The following is an 18,180-nucleotide window of genomic DNA, read 5'->3' as shown; positions in this document are numbered from 1 at the left end:
CTTTTGCCGCGGTGCCGTTCGGGGTACGGCTCACCCTGACGGCGTAGGCCGACGGCCCCCGCCCGCCGCGCCCAACTCCGTACGGCCCGGGGAACTTGAGCCTTTGGTCCCTGGCAGAGGCGCCGTACGGCCGTAGCAGGCCGCAGCGGCGCGGACGGAGGGTGGAGCTGTCAGCCGGTCTCGGCAGCGCCGCCGGACCGCACCCGCCGCATGTCGCCAGAGGTGAACAGATGGCCCGCCAGCAAGCCCCCGCCCCCGCCCCCGTTGCCGACACCGCTGCCGCCGCCGTGGACGTTCTCGTGAGCAACGGGCAGAAGGCCCTGCGGGAGTACGCCGGGTTCACTCAGGAGAAGGTGGACCACATCGTCAAGAAGGCCTCGCTCGCCGCTCTCGCCGCACACACCCGACTGGCCGTCATGGCGGTGGAGGAGACCGGCCGCGGGGTCTTCGAGGACAAGGCCGTCAAGAACGTCTTCGCCTGCGAGCACGTCACCCACTCGATGGCCGGGATGAGGACGGTCGGCGTGGTCCGCCGGGACGAGATCGACGGGATCGTGGAGATAGCCGAACCGGTCGGCGTGGTGGCGGGCGTGACCCCGGTGACCAACCCGACCTCGACCACGATCTTCAAGGCGCTGGTCGCCCTCAAGACCAGGAACCCGATCGTCTTCGGCTTCCACCCCGCCGCGCAGCGCTGCTCCGCCGAGGCGGCCCGGATCGTCCGGGACGCCGCGATCGCCGCCGGGGCGCCCGCGCACTGCGTGCAGTGGATCGAGCAGCCCTCGACGGCGGCGACCGGCGCGCTGATGAACCACCCGGGCGTGGCCACCATCCTGGCCACCGGCGGCAACGCGATGGTCCGGGCGGCGTACAGCTGCGGCAAGCCGGCGCTCGGCGTCGGGGCCGGCAACGTGCCCGCGTACATCGAGCGGAGCGCCGACCTCGAGCGGGCCGTCAACGACGTGGTGCTCTCCAAGTCCTTCGACAACGGCATGATCTGCGCCTCCGAGCAGGCGGTGATCCTGGACCAGGAGATCTACGGCGAGGCGCTGGCGGAGTTCCGCAAGCTCAAGGCCTACCTGGCGACCGAGGAGGAGAAGGCCAAGCTCGAGCGGTACGTCTTCGGGGTCGGCGAGGGCCGCGACTGCGCGGGCGCGAAGCTGAACGCGGCGGTGGTCGGGCAGAGTCCGGTGCGGATCGCCAAGGCGGCGGGCTTCGAGGTGCCGGCGGACACCTCGATCATCCTGGCCGAGGTCGGCGAGGTCGGCGAGGCCGAGCCGCTGACCAGGGAGAAGCTCTGCCCGGTGCTCGCGGTGCTGAAGGCGGGCACCCGGCGCGAGGGCCTGAGGCTGGCCACCGAGATGGTGGAGTTCCACGGCCTGGGCCACTCGGCGGCCGTGCACACCGAGGACGCGGCCTTCGCCGAGGAGTTCGGCCACGCCGTGAAGGCCTGCCGGGTGATCTGGAACGCGCCGAGCTCGCAGGGCGGCATCGGCGACGTCTACAACGCGTTTCTGCCCTCACTCACGCTGGGCTGCGGCTCCTACGGCCACAACTCCGTCTCCGGCAACGTGACCGCGCTCAACCTCGTCAACATCAAGCGGATCGGGCGGCGCAACACCAACATGCAGTGGTTCAAGATCCCGCCGAAGGTCTTCTTCGAACGGGGCTCCATCAAGTACCTGGCCGACATGCGGGGTGCCCGGAGAGTTGTCATCGTGACGGACCGGACGATGGTGGAGATCGGGCACCTGGAACGCGTCCGCAGCATCCTGGCCCGGCGCAGCGAGCCGGTGGAGATCCGGGTGATCGACTTCGTCGAGCCGAACCCGAGCATCGACACGGTCGACAAGGGCGCCGAGCTGATGCGCGGCTTCCGGCCGGACACCATCATCGCGCTCGGCGGCGGCTCGCCGATGGACGCGGCCAAGGTGATGTGGCTGATGTACGAGCACCCGGAGACGGTCTTCGCGGACTTGAAGGAGAAGTTCTTCGACATCCGCAAGCGCGCCTTCACCTTCCCCGACCTGGGCGAGAAGGCCAAACTGGTCTGCATCCCGACTACTTCGGGCACCGGCAGCGAGGTCACCCCGTTCGCGGTGATCACCGACTCGGAGACCGGTCAGAAGTACCCGCTGGCGGACTACGCGCTCACCCCGAGCGTGGCGATCTGCGACCCGGCGCTCACCACCCACCTGCCGAAGGACGTCACCGCCGACTCCGGCTTCGACGCGCTGACGCACTGCATCGAGACCTACGTGTCGGTCTACGCCAACGACTTCACCGACGGGCTCGCCCTGCAGGGCATCAGGCTGATCTTCGAGCACCTGGAGCAGGCCGTCACCGACGGCCCGGACAACCCGGTCGCCCGGGAGAAGATGCACAACGCCGGGACGATCGCGGGCATGGCCTTCGGCTCCGCCTTCCTGGGCGTGGTGCACGCGATGGCGCACACCCTGGGCGCGACCTTCCACGTCGCCCACGGGCGGACCAACGCGGTGCTGCTGCCGCACGTGATCCGGTACAACGGCTCGGCCCCGGCCAAGGTGACCAGCTGGCCCAAGTACCGCCGCTACGCGGCCCCGGAGCGGTTCCAGGCCGTCGCGCAGATGCTCGGTCTGCCCGCCGCCACCCCGGAGCAGGGCGTGGAGTCGCTGGCCCGCGCGGTGGAGGAGCTGCGCGACCGGGTCGGCATCCCCGCCTCCTTCAAGGCGGCCGGGGTGGACGAGTCGGCCTTCCTCGCGGCCCTGCCGCAGCAGGCGATGAACGCGTACGAGGACCAGTGCGCCCCGGCCAACCCGCGGATGCCGATGATCGCGGACATGCAGCAGCTGATGCGCCAGGCCTACTACGGCGAGTAGGTCCAAAGACCCTGCAGTTCAGGACTTTCCGAGCCCATGTGAGTTTGTGAATCGATTCACAATGTATCCGTAGGGCATCGAATCGAGGCGGGAGCGGAGACACCATGAGCACCCAGCAGTTCGAGAAGACCGGCAGCGGCGCCTGGGAGGGCTTCAAGGGCGGCCTGTGGCGGGACGCCATCGACGTCCGCGACTTCATCCAGCAGAACTACGCCCCCTACGAAGGCGACGCGTCCTTCCTGGCCGGCCCGACCGGGCGCACCACCGACGTGTGGCGCCAGATCACCGACCGTTTCCCCGAGGAGCGCGCCAAGGGCGTGTACGACGTCGCATACGACACTCCCTCCAGCATTACCGCGCACGCGCCGGGCTGGATCGACCGCGACCGGGAGCTCATCGTCGGCCTGCAGACCGACGCCCCGCTGAAGCGGGCGATCATGCCGTACGGCGGCTGGCGGATGGTCGCGGGCGCCCTGGAGACCTACGGGTACCCCGTCTCCCCCGAGCTGGAGAAGGTCTTCACCGAGTACCGCAAGACCCACAACGCCGGGGTCTTCGACGCCTACACCCCCGAGATCCGGGCCGCCCGCAAGGCCGGCATCGTCACCGGCCTCCCCGACGCCTACGGGCGCGGGCGGATCATCGGCGACTACCGCCGGGTCGCCCTCTACGGCGTGGACCGGCTGATCGAGGCCAAGCGCGAGGAGAAGTCCGAGCTGGACGCGCTGCCGAGGGACCCGAACCGCCTGGAGGAGGTCATCCGCGAGCGCGAGGAGCTGGCGGAGCAGATCCGGGCGCTCGGTGAGCTGAAGCAGATGGCGGCCGCCTACGGCTACGACATCTGCGGCCCGGCCCGCACCGGCCGCGAGGCGATCCAGTGGCTGTACTTCGCCTACCTGGCCGCCGTGAAGGAGCAGAACGGCGCGGCGATGTCGCTCGGCCGCACCTCCACCTTCGTGGACGTCTACCTCCAGCGGGACCTCGAGGCCGGGGTGCTCACCGAGTCGCAGGCCCAGGAACTGGTGGACGACTTCATCATCAAGCTGAGGATCGTGCGCTTCCTGCGCACCCCCGAGTACGACGAACTGTTCTCGGGGGATCCGACCTGGGTCACCGAGTCGATCGGCGGCATCGGCGAGGACGGCCGCCCGCTGGTGACCCGCACCTCCTTCCGCTACCTGCAGACGCTCTACAACCTCGGCCCGGCCCCCGAACCGAACATGACCGTCCTCTGGTCGCCCCGACTCCCCCAGGGTTTCAAGGAGTTCTGCGCCCAGGTGTCCATCGACACCTCCAGCGTGCAGTACGAGTCGGACGAGCTGATGCGCCCGCGCTTCGGCGACGACACCGCGATCGCCTGCTGCGTCTCGGCAATGGCCGTCGGCAAGCAGATGCAGTTCTTCGGCGCCCGGGTGAACCTCGCCAAGACGCTGCTCTACGCGATCAACGGCGGACGGGACGAGAAGTCGGGGGATCAAGTCGGCCCGCAGACCGGTGCGTTGACGGACGAGGTGCTCGACTACGACGCCGTGCTGGCCAAGTTCGACCAGCAGATGGAGTGGCTGGCCGAGACCTACGTCCACGCGCTCGACGTCATCCACTTCATGCACGACAAGTACGCCTACGAGCGGATCGAGATGGCCCTGCACGACCGGGACGTCCGCCGCACCATGGCCTGCGGGATAGCCGGACTCTCGGTGGCCGCCGACTCGCTCTCCGCGATCCGGCACGCGAAGGTGCGGCCCGTCCGGGACGAGACCGGGCTCGCCGTGGACTACCTGATCGAGGGCGAGTACCCCGCGTACGGCAACAACGACGACCGGGCCGACTCGATCGCGGTGTGGCTGGTCGAGGAGTTCATGAAGAAGGTGCGCAAGCACCCGACCTACCGGAACGCCGAGCACACCCAGTCGGTGCTGACCATCACCTCGAACGTGGTCTACGGCAAGAAGACCGGCTCCACCCCGGACGGCCGCCGGGCCGGCGAGCCCTTCTCCCCCGGCGCCAACCCGATGAACGGCCGGGACAGCCACGGCTACGTGGCCAGCTCCCTGTCGGTGGCCAAGCTGCCGTACGAGCACGCCGAGGACGGCATCTCGCTGACCAACACCGTCACGCCCGACGCGCTGGGCCGCACCCCCGAGGAGCGGGTCCGCAACCTGGCCGGCGTGCTGGACGGCTACATGGCGAGCAACGGCTTCCACATGAATGTGAACGTGCTCAACCGGGACACCCTGCTGGATGCGATGGAGCACCCGGAGAACTACCCGCAGCTGACCATCCGGGTCAGCGGCTACGCGGTCAACTTCGTCCGGCTCACGCGCGAGCAGCAGCTGGACGTGGTGAACCGTACGTTCCACGGCTCGCTGTAACCAGGAGGTGGTGGCCATGGCCGTCCTGCTCGGCACCGACATCCCCCTCGGCGCACCCGACGCCCACACCGGCTCGGTGCACTCCTGGGACTTGTCCACCGGCGTGGACGGCCCCGGCACCCGGTTCGTCACCTTCCTGGCCGGCTGCCCGCTGGCCTGCCTCTACTGCCACAACCCCGACACCATGGCGATGCGGGGCGGCAAGCGGACCAGCGCGGACGAGGTGGTGGCGGAGGCCGCGAAATACACCACCTTCATCCGGGCCGCCGGCGGCGGGGCGACCGTCAGCGGCGGCGAGCCGCTGCTCCAACCCGCCTTCGCGGGCGAGCTGTTCCACCGCTTCAAGCACGAACTCGGGCTGCACACCGCGCTCGACACCTCCGGCTTCCTGGGCGCCCGGGCCACGGACGAGCTGCTCGCCGACGTGGACCTGGTGCTGCTCGACATCAAGTCCTGGGACCGCGAGCTCTACCGGCGCCTCACCGGGCAGGAGTTGGCGCCGACGCTGGACTTCGCCCGGCGGCTGGCCTCGCTCCGGAAGGAGGTCTGGGTGCGGTTCGTGCTGGTGCCCGGCTTGACCGACCCGGCCGCGAACGTCGAGGGGGTGGCCGCCTTCGCCGCCTCGCTCGGCAATGTCTCCCGGGTGGACGTGCTGCCCTTCCACAAGCTGGGAGCCGCCAAGTACGAAGCGCTGGGCCGCAGTTTCGCCCTCGCCGACACCCCCTCCCCCACGCCCGAGCAGGTGGCCGCCGCACGCGCGGTCTTCGCCGGGCACGGACTCGACGCGATCTGAACCGAGAGGTACCCGCCATGCCCACCGCCGCGCCGCGCCGCCGCTCCCACCGGGAGACCCTCACCGAGGACCACCTCGGCCGCCCCCGCCGGGTGGTCGGGCCGGTGGCCGCACTGGACACCCGCACCCCCACCGCGCACGACCTGCTCCTGCTGCACTGCCCCAACTCGCTGCGGCGCACCGTGGCCGGGGCCGAGCCGCTGCCGGGCTGGACCAAGGCGGTGCTGCGCGGCAACCCGTGGGTGACGGTCCGGCGCGCACCGGTCCTGGCCGGCGGCCCGGCCGACGCACACGGGCCGGTGCGCTGCCGCCGGGACGTCACGGCGGTGCCGGAGAGCTGGATCCCGATCACCCTGCGCGGGGCCGAGCGCGAGCAGCGGGTGAGCGGCTACGCCCCGCGCTCGGCGGTGGCCGTCACCCTGCGGCCCGAACAACTCCCCGGCCGCCTCGACCAGTTGCCCGCCAACCGGCGCGAGCACATCCCAGCACTGGCCGCCCTGCCCCTGGCCGGGGAAATCATCGACAGCTACCGCCCGGTCTGGGGCCCGATCGGCGCCGTCGGCTGCGAACTCGCCACCGGTGCACCAGCGGTGGGCCCGGCCAGCCCGCTGCGACTACTGCTGCGCAGCCCGATGCCGTTCAGCCGCCGGGACGCCCTGCTGCTGCGCCGGGCCCTGCGCAAACTCCCGGTCTGGGTCGAGGCGGAGCTGGAGACCCGGCACGGCGCCGTCTCCCTCGCCGAGTACTCCACCTCGCCCCAGGTGCTCACCCTCCACACCCCCGACGGCCCCCGCATCGTCGCCGACCCGTGGTACGCCACGGGGGCCGCCTGAGCGACGACGGAACGGCGGGTGCGCGGTATTGTGCCGCGCACCCGCCGTTCCGCGTCCACCCACTGATTCGTGACCGGACGACCGGTTTCCCCGGCCCGGCCGGGCCGGAGTCGACGACAAGACGGACATTAGGGCACAGGGCCACATCTTCTGCAAGGTTCAGCAAATAGTCCACCACTCAAGGGCAAAGGAAGCTTATAGACAATCCGGAGCGACTGGTTCCGAATTATGCGTAAGAATTCTCTTGGCACACGACCGTTGGTGCGTCTACTGTCTCCGTTCGAGGGCGATTGGGATCGAACGGATCGAGCCCTCGCCGGTAGCTCCCCATCGCGGGCCGACCCAACGGGAGACGTCCCGCCGCATTACCGGCCCGCCGAGCCGCCGGAATTCTCGGAGAAATCCGCAGAACGTGCACCACGCCACTTCAGACGAGCGAAAGGGCACCACCATGACCATCAGCCGCACAGTGCGCCGCCTTGCCGTTGCCGGGGCCACCGCCACTGCCGTACTCGGACTCGCCGCCACCCAGGCCTCCGCCGGTCAGGTTCTCGACTTCCCCGGTTCGACCAGTGGGTTCTCGACCACCTACGGCGGCACCACCGCCCGTTTCTCCACCGGCGACGGCGGCTACCAGTCGATCATCACCGTCACCGGCTCGGGCAGCGCCCAGGACCGCGCGCAGTGCTCGCGCGGCAACGGCGGCACCAACTGGTACGAGTCGACCATCCGGGCCAGCGGCGGCGGCACCTCGCACTACGACTGCCTGAACAACGGCACCTACAACCGGGGCCTGGTCGGCGTCGGCGTCGACTTCTGACCGACTGACGGTCGAGAAGCCTTCGAAGTGCGGCGCTAGGGCGACCTACCGCCGATGATCACCGCAGCCGACGGCCACCGGGAGATTCCCATGAGCAAACCGAAGAAGGTCCTCCTGTGGTCGCTGGCGGCGGTGGTCCTCTTAGCCGGGGCGGGCTGGTTCTACACCGCCCGCTCCGGCGCCACCGGGCCGACGCCGGCCGAGGCCGCCCAGGCCCGCCGGCTCGAAGCGGTCCTCGCCGGACTGCTCCCCCAGAGCGAGAGCAACCGCTTCAACTCCGAGCTGGCGGCAAGAACGGAACGGCTGATCGCCGACTGCATGCGGGACAAGGGGCTCCAGTACTTTCCGAAGGACCCGCTGAGCCTGACCGATCCGGAGACCTCGACGGACTTCTCCAGCCTGGCCTATGCCCAGACCCACGGCTTCGGGATCGCGGCTTGGCCGACCTTCGCCCCGAGCCACGAGAACGACCACGTCACCGCCGCACTCACCGGCCAGGAGAGACAGCGCTACGACGCGGCGCTGACCTCCTGCTCCGACTCCTCGGCGAAGCGAGCGGCCAAGGAATTCGGCATCGCCCAGGGCAACGCGGACTACGACCGGACGGACCGAGCGGTGACGTCGGACCCCGAATACCGGCGAGCCCTGACCGAGTGGGCGGACTGCGCCCGGAAGAAGGGCTACGACAACCGGTCGCGACTGGACCTCATCAATCAGCTCCGCAGCGAGTACATGGAATTGATGAAGAAAATCAACAACAGCATTCCCATGGAATCCGCACCCTCACAGGAAGAGCTGGAGCGGCGCACCAAAGCCGAACCCGCCTACCAGAAATTCGCCCGGAAAGAAATCCAGGCAGCCGTCGAGACCTTTCCCTGCTCGACCGTCACCGACAGCGTCTATCGAACACTCTTCCAGCACCGCTCCGGACTTCCGGCAGCCACAAGCGGAAGCCACTGATCCACTTCTGGGAACCGCCCACCGGAACGGGGATCAGGTGAGACGATTCCAGACGATCCAATCTGATCTGCACAGCTCAGGAGGCACACGATGAATCTTCTGGTCGCCGACCGGTTACGGCTGGACTTCGGGTCGACCCGGGCCCTCGACGGGGTGTCGTTCGAGGTCGCGCCGAAGGAGATCGTGGCCGTCACCGGATCGAGTGGGTCCGGGAAGTCGACGCTGCTGCACTGCCTGGCAGGGATCCTGCGGCCGGAAGGCGGCACGGTGCATCTGGGCGGGGAACGGATCGACGATCTGCCGGAGGCCGGGCGGAGTGCGCTGCGACGACGGGACTTCGGGTTCGTCTTCCAGCTCGGGGAGCTGATTCCCGAACTGTCCATCGCGGAGAACGTGTCGCTGCCGCTGCGGCTGGCGGGCGTGACCCGTAAGGACGCCACGCGCCAGGCCGCCGAGGCGCTGGCCCGGCTGGAGATCGCCGACCTCGGCCCCAAGCGGCCCGCCCAGGTCTCCGGCGGGCAGGCCCAACGGGCCGCTGTCGCCCGGGCCTTGGTCCACCGACCGAAGGTGGTCTTCGCCGACGAGCCGACCGGCGCGCTCGACACCACCAACGGCGAGCGGGTACTGGAAGCACTCACCACGGCGGCGCGGGAACAGGGCGCGGCCGTGGTCATCGTGACCCACGAGGCCCGGGTCGCCGCCTGCGCCGACCGCGAGGTGGTCATGAGCAACGGCCAGGTCATCGGCGTGAAGGACCGGGTGTGATGCGCGGCTGGTCCTACCCCCTCCTGCTCGGCGTCCGGCTGGTCCGCGGCTACGGCCGGGCCGGCTGGGTCCGGGTAGGCCTGATGGCAGGCGGCACGGCCGTCGGCGTACTGGTGCTGATCACCGCAGTGGCCGTCCCGGCCATGCTCGGCCACCGGGCCGACCGCACCGACGCCCGCACCGTGGTCTGTGCCGCGGACGGCGACCAGCAGGCCACCGGCTGCGGGCTGCTCGGGCAGACCGTCCCCGACACCTGGCACGGCCGGGCCTGGCAACGCCAACTCGTCCCCGGAGACACCACCGCGACCCCGCCGCCCGGGCTCACCGCGCTCCCGCGCCCGGGTGAGCTCGTGCTCTCCCCCGCCCTGCACCGGCTTTACGACGACCCGGCCGCCCAGGCCCTGCGGGACAGACTGCCCGGCCGGTTCACGGCCGAGATCGCACCGGCGGGCCTCCTCCAGCCCGACGAACTGCTGGCCTACGTCGGCACCGCGCGCACCCCCGGTGCACCCGTCCAGCACCCGGACGGCTACGGGCCGTCGGAGCGGGGGCTGACCGGGCCGGCGATGGTCACCCAGGACGGCACCGGCGGTACCGCCGACACCCGCAAGAACACCATCACCCTGCTGGTCGGCGCGATCGCCGTCCTCACTCCCGTGCTGCTCTTCCTCGCGTCCTGCGCCCGGCTCTCGGCCGCTACCCGTGACCGCCGACTGGCCGCGCTGCGCCTGCTCGGCCTCACCCCGCGCCAGACCCAGGTGGTCAACGCGGGCGAGACAGCGATCGTCTCGGTGCTCGGCGCGCTCGGCGGGCTCGCGGCGTTCGAGGCACTGCGCCCGATGAGCGCGCACTGGACCGTGGCCGGGTACGGCTGGTTCGCCGCAGATCTCCAGCCGCCGATCTGGCAGACCGCCCTGCTGCTGCTCGCGGTACCGGTCCTGGCCGTCCTGGTCGGGGCCGGCGCCGTCCGCCGGGTGGTCGGAGCCACCCGGGCCGGCCGTGCCGACGCCGCACCTCGGCCGCTCTCCTGGTGGCGGCTGGCACCGCTGCTGCTCGGCGTGGCCGTCACCGGGTACGCCGCCCTGAGCCGCCCGCCGGAGAAGGGCGACCCGAACACCTCGATGCTGTACACGATGGGTGCCGGCCTGCTGCTCACCCTCGTCGGGATCGCGGCCGCCACCCCGTTGGTGGCCCGGCTGGTGGCCGTCGGTCTGGCGCGGGTCAGCCGTTCGCTGGCGATCCTGCTGGGTGCCCGACGGCTGGAGGTGGAAGCCGCCGCGGTCTCCCGGGTGGTCACGGGCCTGGTCCTGCTGGTCTTCGCGAGCGCGTTCGGCCAGTCGGTGCTGGCCACGGTGCAGACCCGGACCTCGGCCGAGGCCTGGACCCAGATCATGGCCCCGGGTGTCTACCAGGGCCCGGCTGCCACGGCCGACGGCCGCCCACTGCCGGGCTCCCTCCTGCAGGACATCCCCGGAGTCCGCCAGGTGGTGCCGGTGCGCCGGCTCCAGACGGCACTGCCCACCACGCCGCAGCCCACCGCGCCGGGCACCGTCACGCCTGCTCCCGCACCCATCCGCAGCGCCGTGGTGCTCTCCTGCGGGGAGCTCGCGGCCGTGATCAAGCAGGGGCCGACGGGCTGCCAGGACGGCGTGGCCTACTGGCTGCCCAAGCCCGGCCAGTTCGTCGGCCCGGCCGACACCGGCCCGCTCACCCTCGGGGCGGACGGCCGGTCGGTGACGGTCGGCTCACCGACCCGGACGCTGGCCCTGCCGGACCTCAACTCCGTCTCGAACAGCTCACCCGTCGCGGCCGACCTGCTGCTGCCGCCGAGCACTCCCGGGCTGAACTCGCTGCAGACTCCCGCCGCGGCCTACCTGGTCGTCACGGACGGCCGGGCCGACACCTTCGAGGCACTCAACGCGGCCGTGGCGAAGGCGGATCCGAGCCTCACGGTGAACGTACCGGACATCGCGCTCGAGTCGCAGTACCAGTTCCCGCTGTTCCGCGCACTGTTGACCCTCGCAACCCTGCTGACGCTCGCGATCTCCTTCGCCACCATCACGGTGGGCTCGATCGACCGGGCGATCGAGCGGCGTCGCCAGGTGGCCCTCCAGGCGGTGGTGGGCGTGCCGCTCGGCACCATGCGGCGGGCCCAGCTGGTGCAGGTGCTGCTCCCGTACGGTGCCGGGATCACCCTGGCGCTCTCCCTTGCGGGGCTGGCCGCCCGGGCCTATGGCCGGGCCGGGGGTACCTCCGGCAGCATCCCCTTGAACGCACTCGGCGGCATCACCGCCCTGGCGGCGGCGGGCGCCGTGGTGGCCGGTCTGAGCGCCATCCCGGCACTGGGCCGTAGCGTCAAGGCGGAGTACCTGCACCGCGAGTAGACGGCGCGACCGAAGAGCCCGAGGGGGCGCGGCCCCTCGGGCTCTTCGGGTCAGCCGCTGATGCTGGGCGCGCCGGTCTCCAGGTGGCCGGTGAAGCGCTGGGACCAGGTGGTGTCGGAGCTGACGGTCACCGTGAAGTCGTACCAACCGTTCTGGTAGGCCACCGCGTTGAAGTAGTCGTTCGCCGTGGCACCGGGCTGCACGGTGTACGTCCAGGGGCCGTCGGTGCGGTAGTTGTTCGAGGTGATGGTGAAGGTCACCGCCGAGGTGTCGGAGTTCTTCAGGGCGAACCAGACGGCCAGCTGGCCCGTGGTGGGCGCGTTGGCGTAGGAGGCCGTCACCGAGACGTTCTTGCCGGCCTTGGTGGCGTCGCCCTTGAAGCGGCGCAGGAAGCGGTTGGGCCCGATCACGCTCAGGTCGTAGGGGCCGCCGCCGAAGTTGGTGCCGCAGTTGAAGAAGTCGCTGGTGGAGCCGCCCGGGTCGACGGTGTACTGCCACGGGCCGCCGCTGCGGTAGGCGTTGGCGTAGGCCGCGAAGTGGGCCGAAGTCGCGCCCGCCGCACCACCGTTGGCCATCGCGATCCAGACCTTCATCACCCCGCCGGAGCCGAACTCCAGGTGGTCCAGGTTGGCGTTCGGCTGGTACGGCAGGGCGCGGGCCGGGCGGGTGCCGGGCTCCTGGGCGGGCAGCGCGTTGCCCGCCGGGGAGGGGTTGGACATCGGGCCGCAGGTGGCCAGGCCGATGGTCTGCGAGGTGTCGGGCAGCGCGGGCATGCCGTACACCGGGCTGGTGAAGTCGAACATGCCGGTCAGGTCTCCGCAGACCTTGCGGCGCCAGGCGCTGATGTTCGGACAGGTGGCCGGCTTGCCGATGGCGGCGGTCCACTTCTCCAGGAAGCGCAGCACCGAAGTGTGGTCGGCGACCTCGGAGTTGACCCAGCCACCGCGCGACCAGGGCGAGATGGCGATCATCGGGACGCGGAAGCCGAGGCCGATCGCGGTGTTGCTGTAGAACTCGCCCGCGGTGCCGGCCGGCGGGGAGGGCGGCGGCACGTGGTCGAAGAAGCCGTCGTTCTCGTCGTAGTTGAGGAACATGACGGTGGAGTTGAAGACGTTCGGGTCCGCGTTGAGCGCGTCCATCACCATGTGCACGAAGTGGGCGCCGTCCTCCGGGGTGGCATACGGGTGCTCGGAGGACTGCTGGTCGGCGACGATCCAACTGACCTGCGGAAGCGTGCCGTTCAGGACGTCACTGCGGATCGCGGCGGCGATGTCGTCGGGGGTGCGGCCGGTGACCTTGGGCACCGATCCCATGCCCTTGACCGCGAGCGCGCTGCCGGCCGGGGCGGAGGAGAACTGGGTGAAGTACGCGAGCGCGTTGTCACCGAAGTTGTCGGCGGCGTTCTGGTAGACCTTCCAGCTCACGCCGGCCGCCTCGAGGGCCTCGGCGTAGGTCTGCCAGCGCAGGCCGGACTCGTCGCCGCCGTCGTAGGCCGGGCCGCCCGCGGTGCCGGCCGGGTCGATCATGCCGGACCAGTGGAAGGTGCGGTTCGGGCCGGTCGCACTCAGGGTGGAGCAGTGGTAGGCGTCGCAGATGGTCCAGTTGTCGGCCAGCGCGTAGTGGAAGGGGATGTCGGCGCGCTGCAGGTAGCCGAGGGTGCGCACGGTGCCCTTGGCGGACACCCAGGAGTCCATCTTGCCGCCGTTCCAGGCCTTGTGCTGGTCGGACCAGGCGTGCGAGAGGTCGCCGTTGCACTGGGCGGTGGTCTCGGTGGAGCCGGAGGCGCCGCTGGGGTTGAAGGCCCAGGGGTACTGGCGGGAGAAGAGGCCGTTCGGCTGGTTGAAGACGCTGTAACCGTTTGCGATCTGGATGGCACTGCGGTCGGCGAAGCCCCGGACGCCCTTGAGGGTGCCGAAGTAGTGGTCGAAGCTGCGGTTCTCCTGCATCAGGATGACGATGTGCTGCGCATCCGCGATGGTGCCGGTGGTGCTCAGGGCCACGGCCGAGGCCGGGGACGCCCCCTCGGTCATCGAACCGGCCACCGCGGCGCCCGCCGCCGCGCTCGCCGACATCGCCATGAACTTCCTACGACTGAGCTCGGCCATCAGCCCGCCCGTCCCTTCGCGATTAGGGATGTTGTCCACACACGTTGTGTCCACGCCATCCGACGCGGAGCATCTTTGCGCAGGTCCGAGGGGCTGACCATGGTTTTCCATCAAGGCTTGTTGGACTGTTCGCCGACGCTTCGCGAGGCGACGGCGAGGTGAACGGCCGGGTGGGCCGCCGCTCAGGAGTCCTTCACAGTGATACCCAGGGCGTGTGCGAACTGAGGCGCCAGGTCGAAGAGTTGGGCGGTGCCGATCAGGGCGCCGCGCAGGCCCTGCGGCCCGTCGGGCAGACCGAGCCGGACGGCGCCGCGCAGGTCGACGTTCTTCAGCGTGGCGCCGTTCAGCCGGACTTCCTCCAGGGTGGAGCCGGGCACCGAGACATCGGTGAGCTTGGCACCGCCGAGGTCGACGTCACGCAGCAGGCAGTCCTCGAAGACCACGTCGCGCAGCAGCGCGCCGCGCAGGTTGACCGCCTCCAGCTTGCACTGGCGGAACACCACCCGGCGCAGCGCGGCGCCGTACCCCGAGATGCCCGCGAGCACGCTGCCGAGCACCGCGCTGTCCTGCCAGTCGCTCTCGGCCAGCTCGACCGCCACCCACCTGGCCCCCTGCACCCAGGCCTCGTTGAACCGGGCCTGGCGCAGCTTGGCCCCCTGCAGCTCGACCCCGGTGAGCGCGCACTCCAGGAAGCTCGCGCCGCTCGCCTGCCCCTCGAACCGCAGCCCGTCGAAGTGGGCGGTGTCGTACCGCTCCTCGGCGCGCAGCGGCCCGGGGTGCGGGCGCAGCAGGTGCGCGTACGGGAGGTCGGCGAGCTGGTCGGGGGTGGTGGGCACGTGCGGTCTCCTAGCTGAGGGGGGGCTCCCCCCAGTCTCGCCGAGGGGTCCGACAGGCGGCTCAGCCGCGGCGGGCGCGGAGGGCGAGTCCGACCGCGACGGCGGCGGCGCAGACCAGGCCGGCCGGCAGCACGGCCTGCGAGCCGGCCGCGGTGCAGGCCAGCACGGCCGCGGCGGCCAGTGGCAGGACGAGCTGGGCGGCGCCGGTCTTCACGTGCCGGGAGTGCAGCAGCCAGACGGTGAACAGGTAGAGCGCGGTGGGCACGGTGACGGTGGCGGCGGCCACCGTGCTGGAGACGTGCGCCTTGCCGGCGGCGTCCTCGACGGCCACCTCGAGGCCGGAGCCGATCGCGGCGGCGCCGAGGAAGACCAGGTAGTGGCCGTAGCCCCAGACGAAGGCCTGCCGGTTGGAGCGCAGGTGGTCGTGGATGGGCTCGGCGAAGTAGACCCACCAGGCGCTGAAGCAGATCAGCAGGCCGCCGATCGCGACGGCGGCCAGCTTTCCGAGCGCGTCCTCCTCGTCCAGGCCGGACTGCACGGCGACGGTGGCGGCGGCGACCGTCTCGCCGAGCACGATCAGGGTGAACAGGCCGTACCGCTCGGAGATGTGGTGCGGGTGCCAGCTGGTCTGGCTGCGGCGCTCGGCGAGCACCGGCACGCTCAGCTCGGCCACGATCATCGCCAGTGCGGCCACCGTGCGCCCGGCACCGTCGGGCACCACCAACAGCGCCGGCCACCAGCCGAGTTGGCAGAGCGCCACGCCGGCCGCGTAGCGCAGGGTCATGGTGCGCTCGGGCCCGGCGCAGCCCGCCGCGGCGCGCAGCCACTGGGTGACCAGGGCCAGGCGCATCACGGCGTAGCCGATCACGAAGAGCGCGTAGTCGTGGCTCTCGAAGGCCCGCGGCACCCCGGCGGCGAGGATCAGCACCCCGGCGATCTGGACCAGGGTGGTGACCCGGTACGGCACGTCGTCCACGTCGTAGGCGGAGGCGAACCAGGTGAAGTTCATCCAGGCCCACCAGATCGCGAAGAATGCCAGGAAATACCCTGGAATACCCACCCCGTAGTGGCCCTCGGCCAGCGAGACCGCCAGCTCCCGGCCGGCCTGGCCGACGGCGACCACGAAGCAGAGGTCGAAGAACAGTTCCAGCGGGGTGGCGACCCGGTGGTGCTCCCGCCGGTCCCGGGCGGTCATCCGCCGGACGGTGCGGTAGCCGGCTTGTTCGCTGGTCATGGTTGCGCCTCCACGGTGTCAGGTCACAGGTGATCCTGACACTGCGGAGGCACTGGGGCACGTAACTTTCGGGCGGGTTGCTCCCCTTACGTCCTGTTGTCAGCGAGGGTTGACGACCCAGTGCGCGAACCGGGTGACAGCGCGGACCCGCCGGGCGGCTGCGGCGCGGCCCGCTCGCGGCGGCCGGTTAGATTCCTCACCGGAAAGGCGACGCGGGCGGTCCGCGGGCACCGTGCGGAAGGTCAAGACCGGTGGCGGAGCAGGGGGGCGGGTCGACACCGCTCCGCTGCCCCGGCCGCCGGGCTCGTGATCACCGCGCCGCCCGCCGTGCCGCCTGTCGTCCGTCAACCGGCTTGGCCGAGGGCCTGCCGGAACGTCACTTCTCCCAGCCGACCTTGAGGATGTCGGTGTCCGCCAGGCTGCCCGCACCGAAGTTGGCCAGGCCCTTGCGGACGGCCACGATGCTCGGGCGCTGGTAGAGCTCCAGGGTGTGGCCCAGCTCCCAGATCTTGGCGTCCGCCTCGTTGTAGAGCTTGTCGGCAGCCTTCGGGTCCAGGGTGCCGGCGGCCTGCTTGAGCAGCGAGTCGATCTCCGGGGTGCTCAGCTTGGAGTAGTTGCCGAACACGTTGTCGCCCTCCGGTGCACGGAAGTTCGCCACGCCGGCCGAGAGCGGGAAGGAGCCGGTGTTGCGCCAGCTCGCCAGGTCGAACTTGCCCAGGTTGATGTACTTGGAGAAGTACTCCTTGCTGGCCACCTTGTCGATGTCGAGCTTCACGCCGATCTGGAGCAGCATGTTCTGCACGGCGGTGGCGATGTCGCTCTGCGCCTGGGTCGAGCCGTCGCTCATGACGTAGTGCAGTTCGAGCTTCTGGCCGCCCTTGGTGCGCGGCTGGCCGGCTCCGGCGTCCTGCCAACCGGCCTTGTCCAGCAGGGCATTGGCAGCGGCCACGTCGAACTTGGCCCAGTCGCCGGAGTTGTTCTGGTAGCCGGACTGGTTGGTCATGTAGAGGTGGTTGTCCAGCGGCTTGAAGACCACCGGCACGCCCTGGTTGGCGATCTTGATGAGCGAACTGCGGTCGATCGCCTTGCCGAGCGCCTGGCGCACGCCCAGCTCGGCCAGCGGGCCGTTGCCGCCGAAGGAGATGTGCACCTCGTCCCACGGGGTGCCGGTGCGGATGACACCGTCCTTGGCGTCCTTGAGCTGGCCGTAGGAGGTGGCCGAGCCGGCCCCGGCGTAGTCCACCTCGTTGTTGAGGAAGGCCTGGGTGATCGCCGCGGAGTCCAGCACCCGGTAGGTGATCTTGTCGAGCTTGGGCTTGGGGCCCCACCAGTCCGGGTTCGGCACCAGGGTGAGGGTCTGGGCGCTCTTGTCCAGCGTGCCGATCTTGAACGGGCCGCCGAAGACCGGCACCTTCTCGATCCAGCCCTTGTTGAAGGTGTCCGGGTCGGTCAGCCCGGCGGCCGGCAGCAGCGGGTTGAACAGGTTCTGCCAGTCCGCGTAGGGCTTGCTGAAGGTGACCTTGACCTCCTGGTCGTCGGCCCCCTTCTCGACGCTGGAGATCTGCTCGTAGCCCGAGGAGTCGGCGATGTTGTACGCCGGGTTCTTGCCGTTGGAGGTCTCCCAGACGGCCTTGAAGTCCTGGTAGCCGATCGGCTTGCCGTCCGACCACTTGGCCTTCGGGTTGACCTTGTACGTGATCACCTCGGGCGACTGCGAGGTGACCTCGGCCGAGACCAGGTACTCGGGCACCGGGTGGAACACACCCTTGGCGTCCGAGCGGAAGATCTTCGCCTCCATGTACCCCATGGCCTCGACGGCGTCGCCGTAGCGGCCATCCACCTGGTACGGGTTCCACTGGGTGATCCACTGCTGCAGCGGCTCGCGCAGCTCGCCGCCGTCCTTGATCTTGTCCAGCGGCTGCGGGTTGTTGTCCTCCGCATCCTGGGTCGGGACGACGTTCTTGGGCACGTCACCCGAGCCCGAACCCCCGGAGCTGCAACCGGTGACGGTCAGCGCCAGGGCGATGGCGACGACGACGGCCCGGCCGAGGGCGCGGGTGGTCCTGGCTGTGGTGGACGAGTCCATGAGGGGTGCCCCCAAGTGAGGTCGAGTTGATGCCTTCGAGGCCGCCAGGTGTGGCGACTGTTGAGCGTGGGCAGCCAAGTGAGTGCCCTGGCCCGCAGAACGTAACAGCGCATCAACCGCTCCACCAGGGT

General features: G+C 70.4%; 12 protein-coding genes. 8 read left to right on the top strand and 4 right to left on the bottom strand.

Features of this window, described 5'->3' with window-relative positions:
- The first annotated feature begins 230 nt into the window (after positions 1-230).
- The 8 genes from adhE (at position 231) to ABT095_RS05805 (ending at position 11,788) form a co-directional block, all read left to right on the top strand.
- Positions 231-2,861, top strand: coding sequence for a bifunctional acetaldehyde-CoA/alcohol dehydrogenase (adhE, locus tag ABT095_RS05840; RefSeq protein WP_350528023.1), 2,631 nt, complete (start codon positions 231-233; stop codon positions 2,859-2,861).
- A 104-nt stretch (positions 2,862-2,965) separates the two neighbouring features.
- A complete protein-coding gene (pflB, locus tag ABT095_RS05835) occupies positions 2,966-5,233 on the top strand; it encodes a formate C-acetyltransferase (RefSeq protein WP_350528022.1) in 2,268 nt (755 codons plus the stop codon).
- 16 nt (positions 5,234-5,249) lie between these two features.
- A complete protein-coding gene (gene pflA, locus ABT095_RS05830) occupies positions 5,250-6,026 on the top strand; it encodes a pyruvate formate-lyase-activating protein (RefSeq protein WP_350528021.1) in 777 nt (258 codons plus the stop codon).
- Positions 6,027-6,043: 17 nt separating this feature from the next.
- Positions 6,044-6,859 (top strand): malonate decarboxylase holo-ACP synthase, encoded by an 816-nt coding sequence (locus ABT095_RS05825; RefSeq protein WP_350528020.1) that lies wholly within the window; start codon positions 6,044-6,046, stop codon positions 6,857-6,859.
- Positions 6,860-7,310: 451 nt separating this feature from the next.
- Positions 7,311-7,679 (top strand): hypothetical protein, encoded by a 369-nt coding sequence (locus tag ABT095_RS05820; protein WP_350528019.1) that lies wholly within the window; start codon positions 7,311-7,313, stop codon positions 7,677-7,679.
- Between the two features lie 54 nt (positions 7,680-7,733).
- Positions 7,734-8,639 (top strand): flagellar basal body-associated FliL family protein, encoded by a 906-nt coding sequence (locus tag ABT095_RS05815; protein WP_350528018.1) that lies wholly within the window; start codon positions 7,734-7,736, stop codon positions 8,637-8,639.
- A 90-nt stretch (positions 8,640-8,729) separates the two neighbouring features.
- On the top strand, positions 8,730-9,404 hold the full coding sequence (locus tag ABT095_RS05810; protein WP_350528017.1) for an ABC transporter ATP-binding protein: 675 nt from the start codon (positions 8,730-8,732) through the stop codon (positions 9,402-9,404).
- The gene (locus tag ABT095_RS05805; RefSeq protein ID WP_350528016.1) at positions 9,404-11,788 is read left to right on the top strand and encodes an FtsX-like permease family protein; all 2,385 of its coding nucleotides are present in this window, start codon (positions 9,404-9,406) and stop codon (positions 11,786-11,788) included. Before ABT095_RS05810 ends, ABT095_RS05805 begins: the two co-directional genes overlap by 1 nt.
- A gap of 50 nt (positions 11,789-11,838) precedes the next feature.
- On the opposite strand, the gene ABT095_RS05800 is transcribed toward ABT095_RS05805, so the two are convergent.
- The 4 genes from ABT095_RS05800 to ABT095_RS05785 all read right to left on the bottom strand — a co-directional run bounded on the left by ABT095_RS05800 (position 11,839) and on the right by ABT095_RS05785 (position 18,049).
- Entirely contained in the window at positions 11,839-13,893 is a 2,055-nt protein-coding gene (locus tag ABT095_RS05800) for a phosphocholine-specific phospholipase C (RefSeq protein ID WP_350528015.1), read from the bottom strand.
- 182 nt (positions 13,894-14,075) lie between these two features.
- Positions 14,076-14,729: a pentapeptide repeat-containing protein gene (locus tag ABT095_RS05795; protein WP_350528014.1), complete on the bottom strand. Its 654-nt coding sequence runs from the start codon at positions 14,727-14,729 to the stop codon at positions 14,076-14,078.
- A gap of 61 nt (positions 14,730-14,790) precedes the next feature.
- On the bottom strand, positions 14,791-15,963 hold the full coding sequence (locus ABT095_RS05790) for a low temperature requirement protein A (RefSeq protein ID WP_350528013.1): 1,173 nt from the start codon (positions 15,961-15,963) through the stop codon (positions 14,791-14,793).
- Between the two features lie 376 nt (positions 15,964-16,339).
- Entirely contained in the window at positions 16,340-18,049 is a 1,710-nt protein-coding gene (locus ABT095_RS05785; RefSeq protein ID WP_350528012.1) for an ABC transporter family substrate-binding protein, read from the bottom strand.
- Positions 18,050-18,180 lie beyond the last annotated feature (131 nt).

The sequence above is a fragment of the Kitasatospora sp. NPDC002227 genome, from assembly GCF_040296285.1.
In the GTDB taxonomy this organism is placed as follows: Bacteria; Actinomycetota; Actinomycetes; order Streptomycetales; family Streptomycetaceae; genus Kitasatospora.
Note: the sequence above shows the minus strand (reverse complement) of the source record. Positions and strands in the feature narration are given on the sequence as shown.

Excerpts from the sequence above, each read along its gene's own strand:
- ABT095_RS05805 (WP_350528016.1), top strand. The coding sequence starts at position 9,404 with ATGCGCGGCTGGTCCTACCCCCTCCTGCTCGGCGTCCGGCTGGTCCGC.
- ABT095_RS05810 (WP_350528017.1), top strand. The coding sequence starts at position 8,730 with ATGAATCTTCTGGTCGCCGACCGGTTACGGCTGGACTTCGGGTCGACC.
- ABT095_RS05825 (WP_350528020.1), top strand. The coding sequence starts at position 6,044 with ATGCCCACCGCCGCGCCGCGCCGCCGCTCCCACCGGGAGACCCTCACC.
- adhE (WP_350528023.1), top strand. The coding sequence starts at position 231 with ATGGCCCGCCAGCAAGCCCCCGCCCCCGCCCCCGTTGCCGACACCGCT.
- ABT095_RS05815 (WP_350528018.1), top strand. The coding sequence starts at position 7,734 with ATGATCACCGCAGCCGACGGCCACCGGGAGATTCCCATGAGCAAACCG.
- ABT095_RS05820 (WP_350528019.1), top strand. The coding sequence starts at position 7,311 with ATGACCATCAGCCGCACAGTGCGCCGCCTTGCCGTTGCCGGGGCCACC.
- ABT095_RS05785 (WP_350528012.1), bottom strand. The coding sequence starts at position 18,049 with ATGGACTCGTCCACCACAGCCAGGACCACCCGCGCCCTCGGCCGGGCC.
- pflA (WP_350528021.1), top strand. The coding sequence starts at position 5,250 with ATGGCCGTCCTGCTCGGCACCGACATCCCCCTCGGCGCACCCGACGCC.
- ABT095_RS05790 (WP_350528013.1), bottom strand. The coding sequence starts at position 15,963 with ATGACCAGCGAACAAGCCGGCTACCGCACCGTCCGGCGGATGACCGCC.
- pflB (WP_350528022.1), top strand. The coding sequence starts at position 2,966 with ATGAGCACCCAGCAGTTCGAGAAGACCGGCAGCGGCGCCTGGGAGGGC.
- ABT095_RS05800 (WP_350528015.1), bottom strand. The coding sequence starts at position 13,893 with ATGGCCGAGCTCAGTCGTAGGAAGTTCATGGCGATGTCGGCGAGCGCG.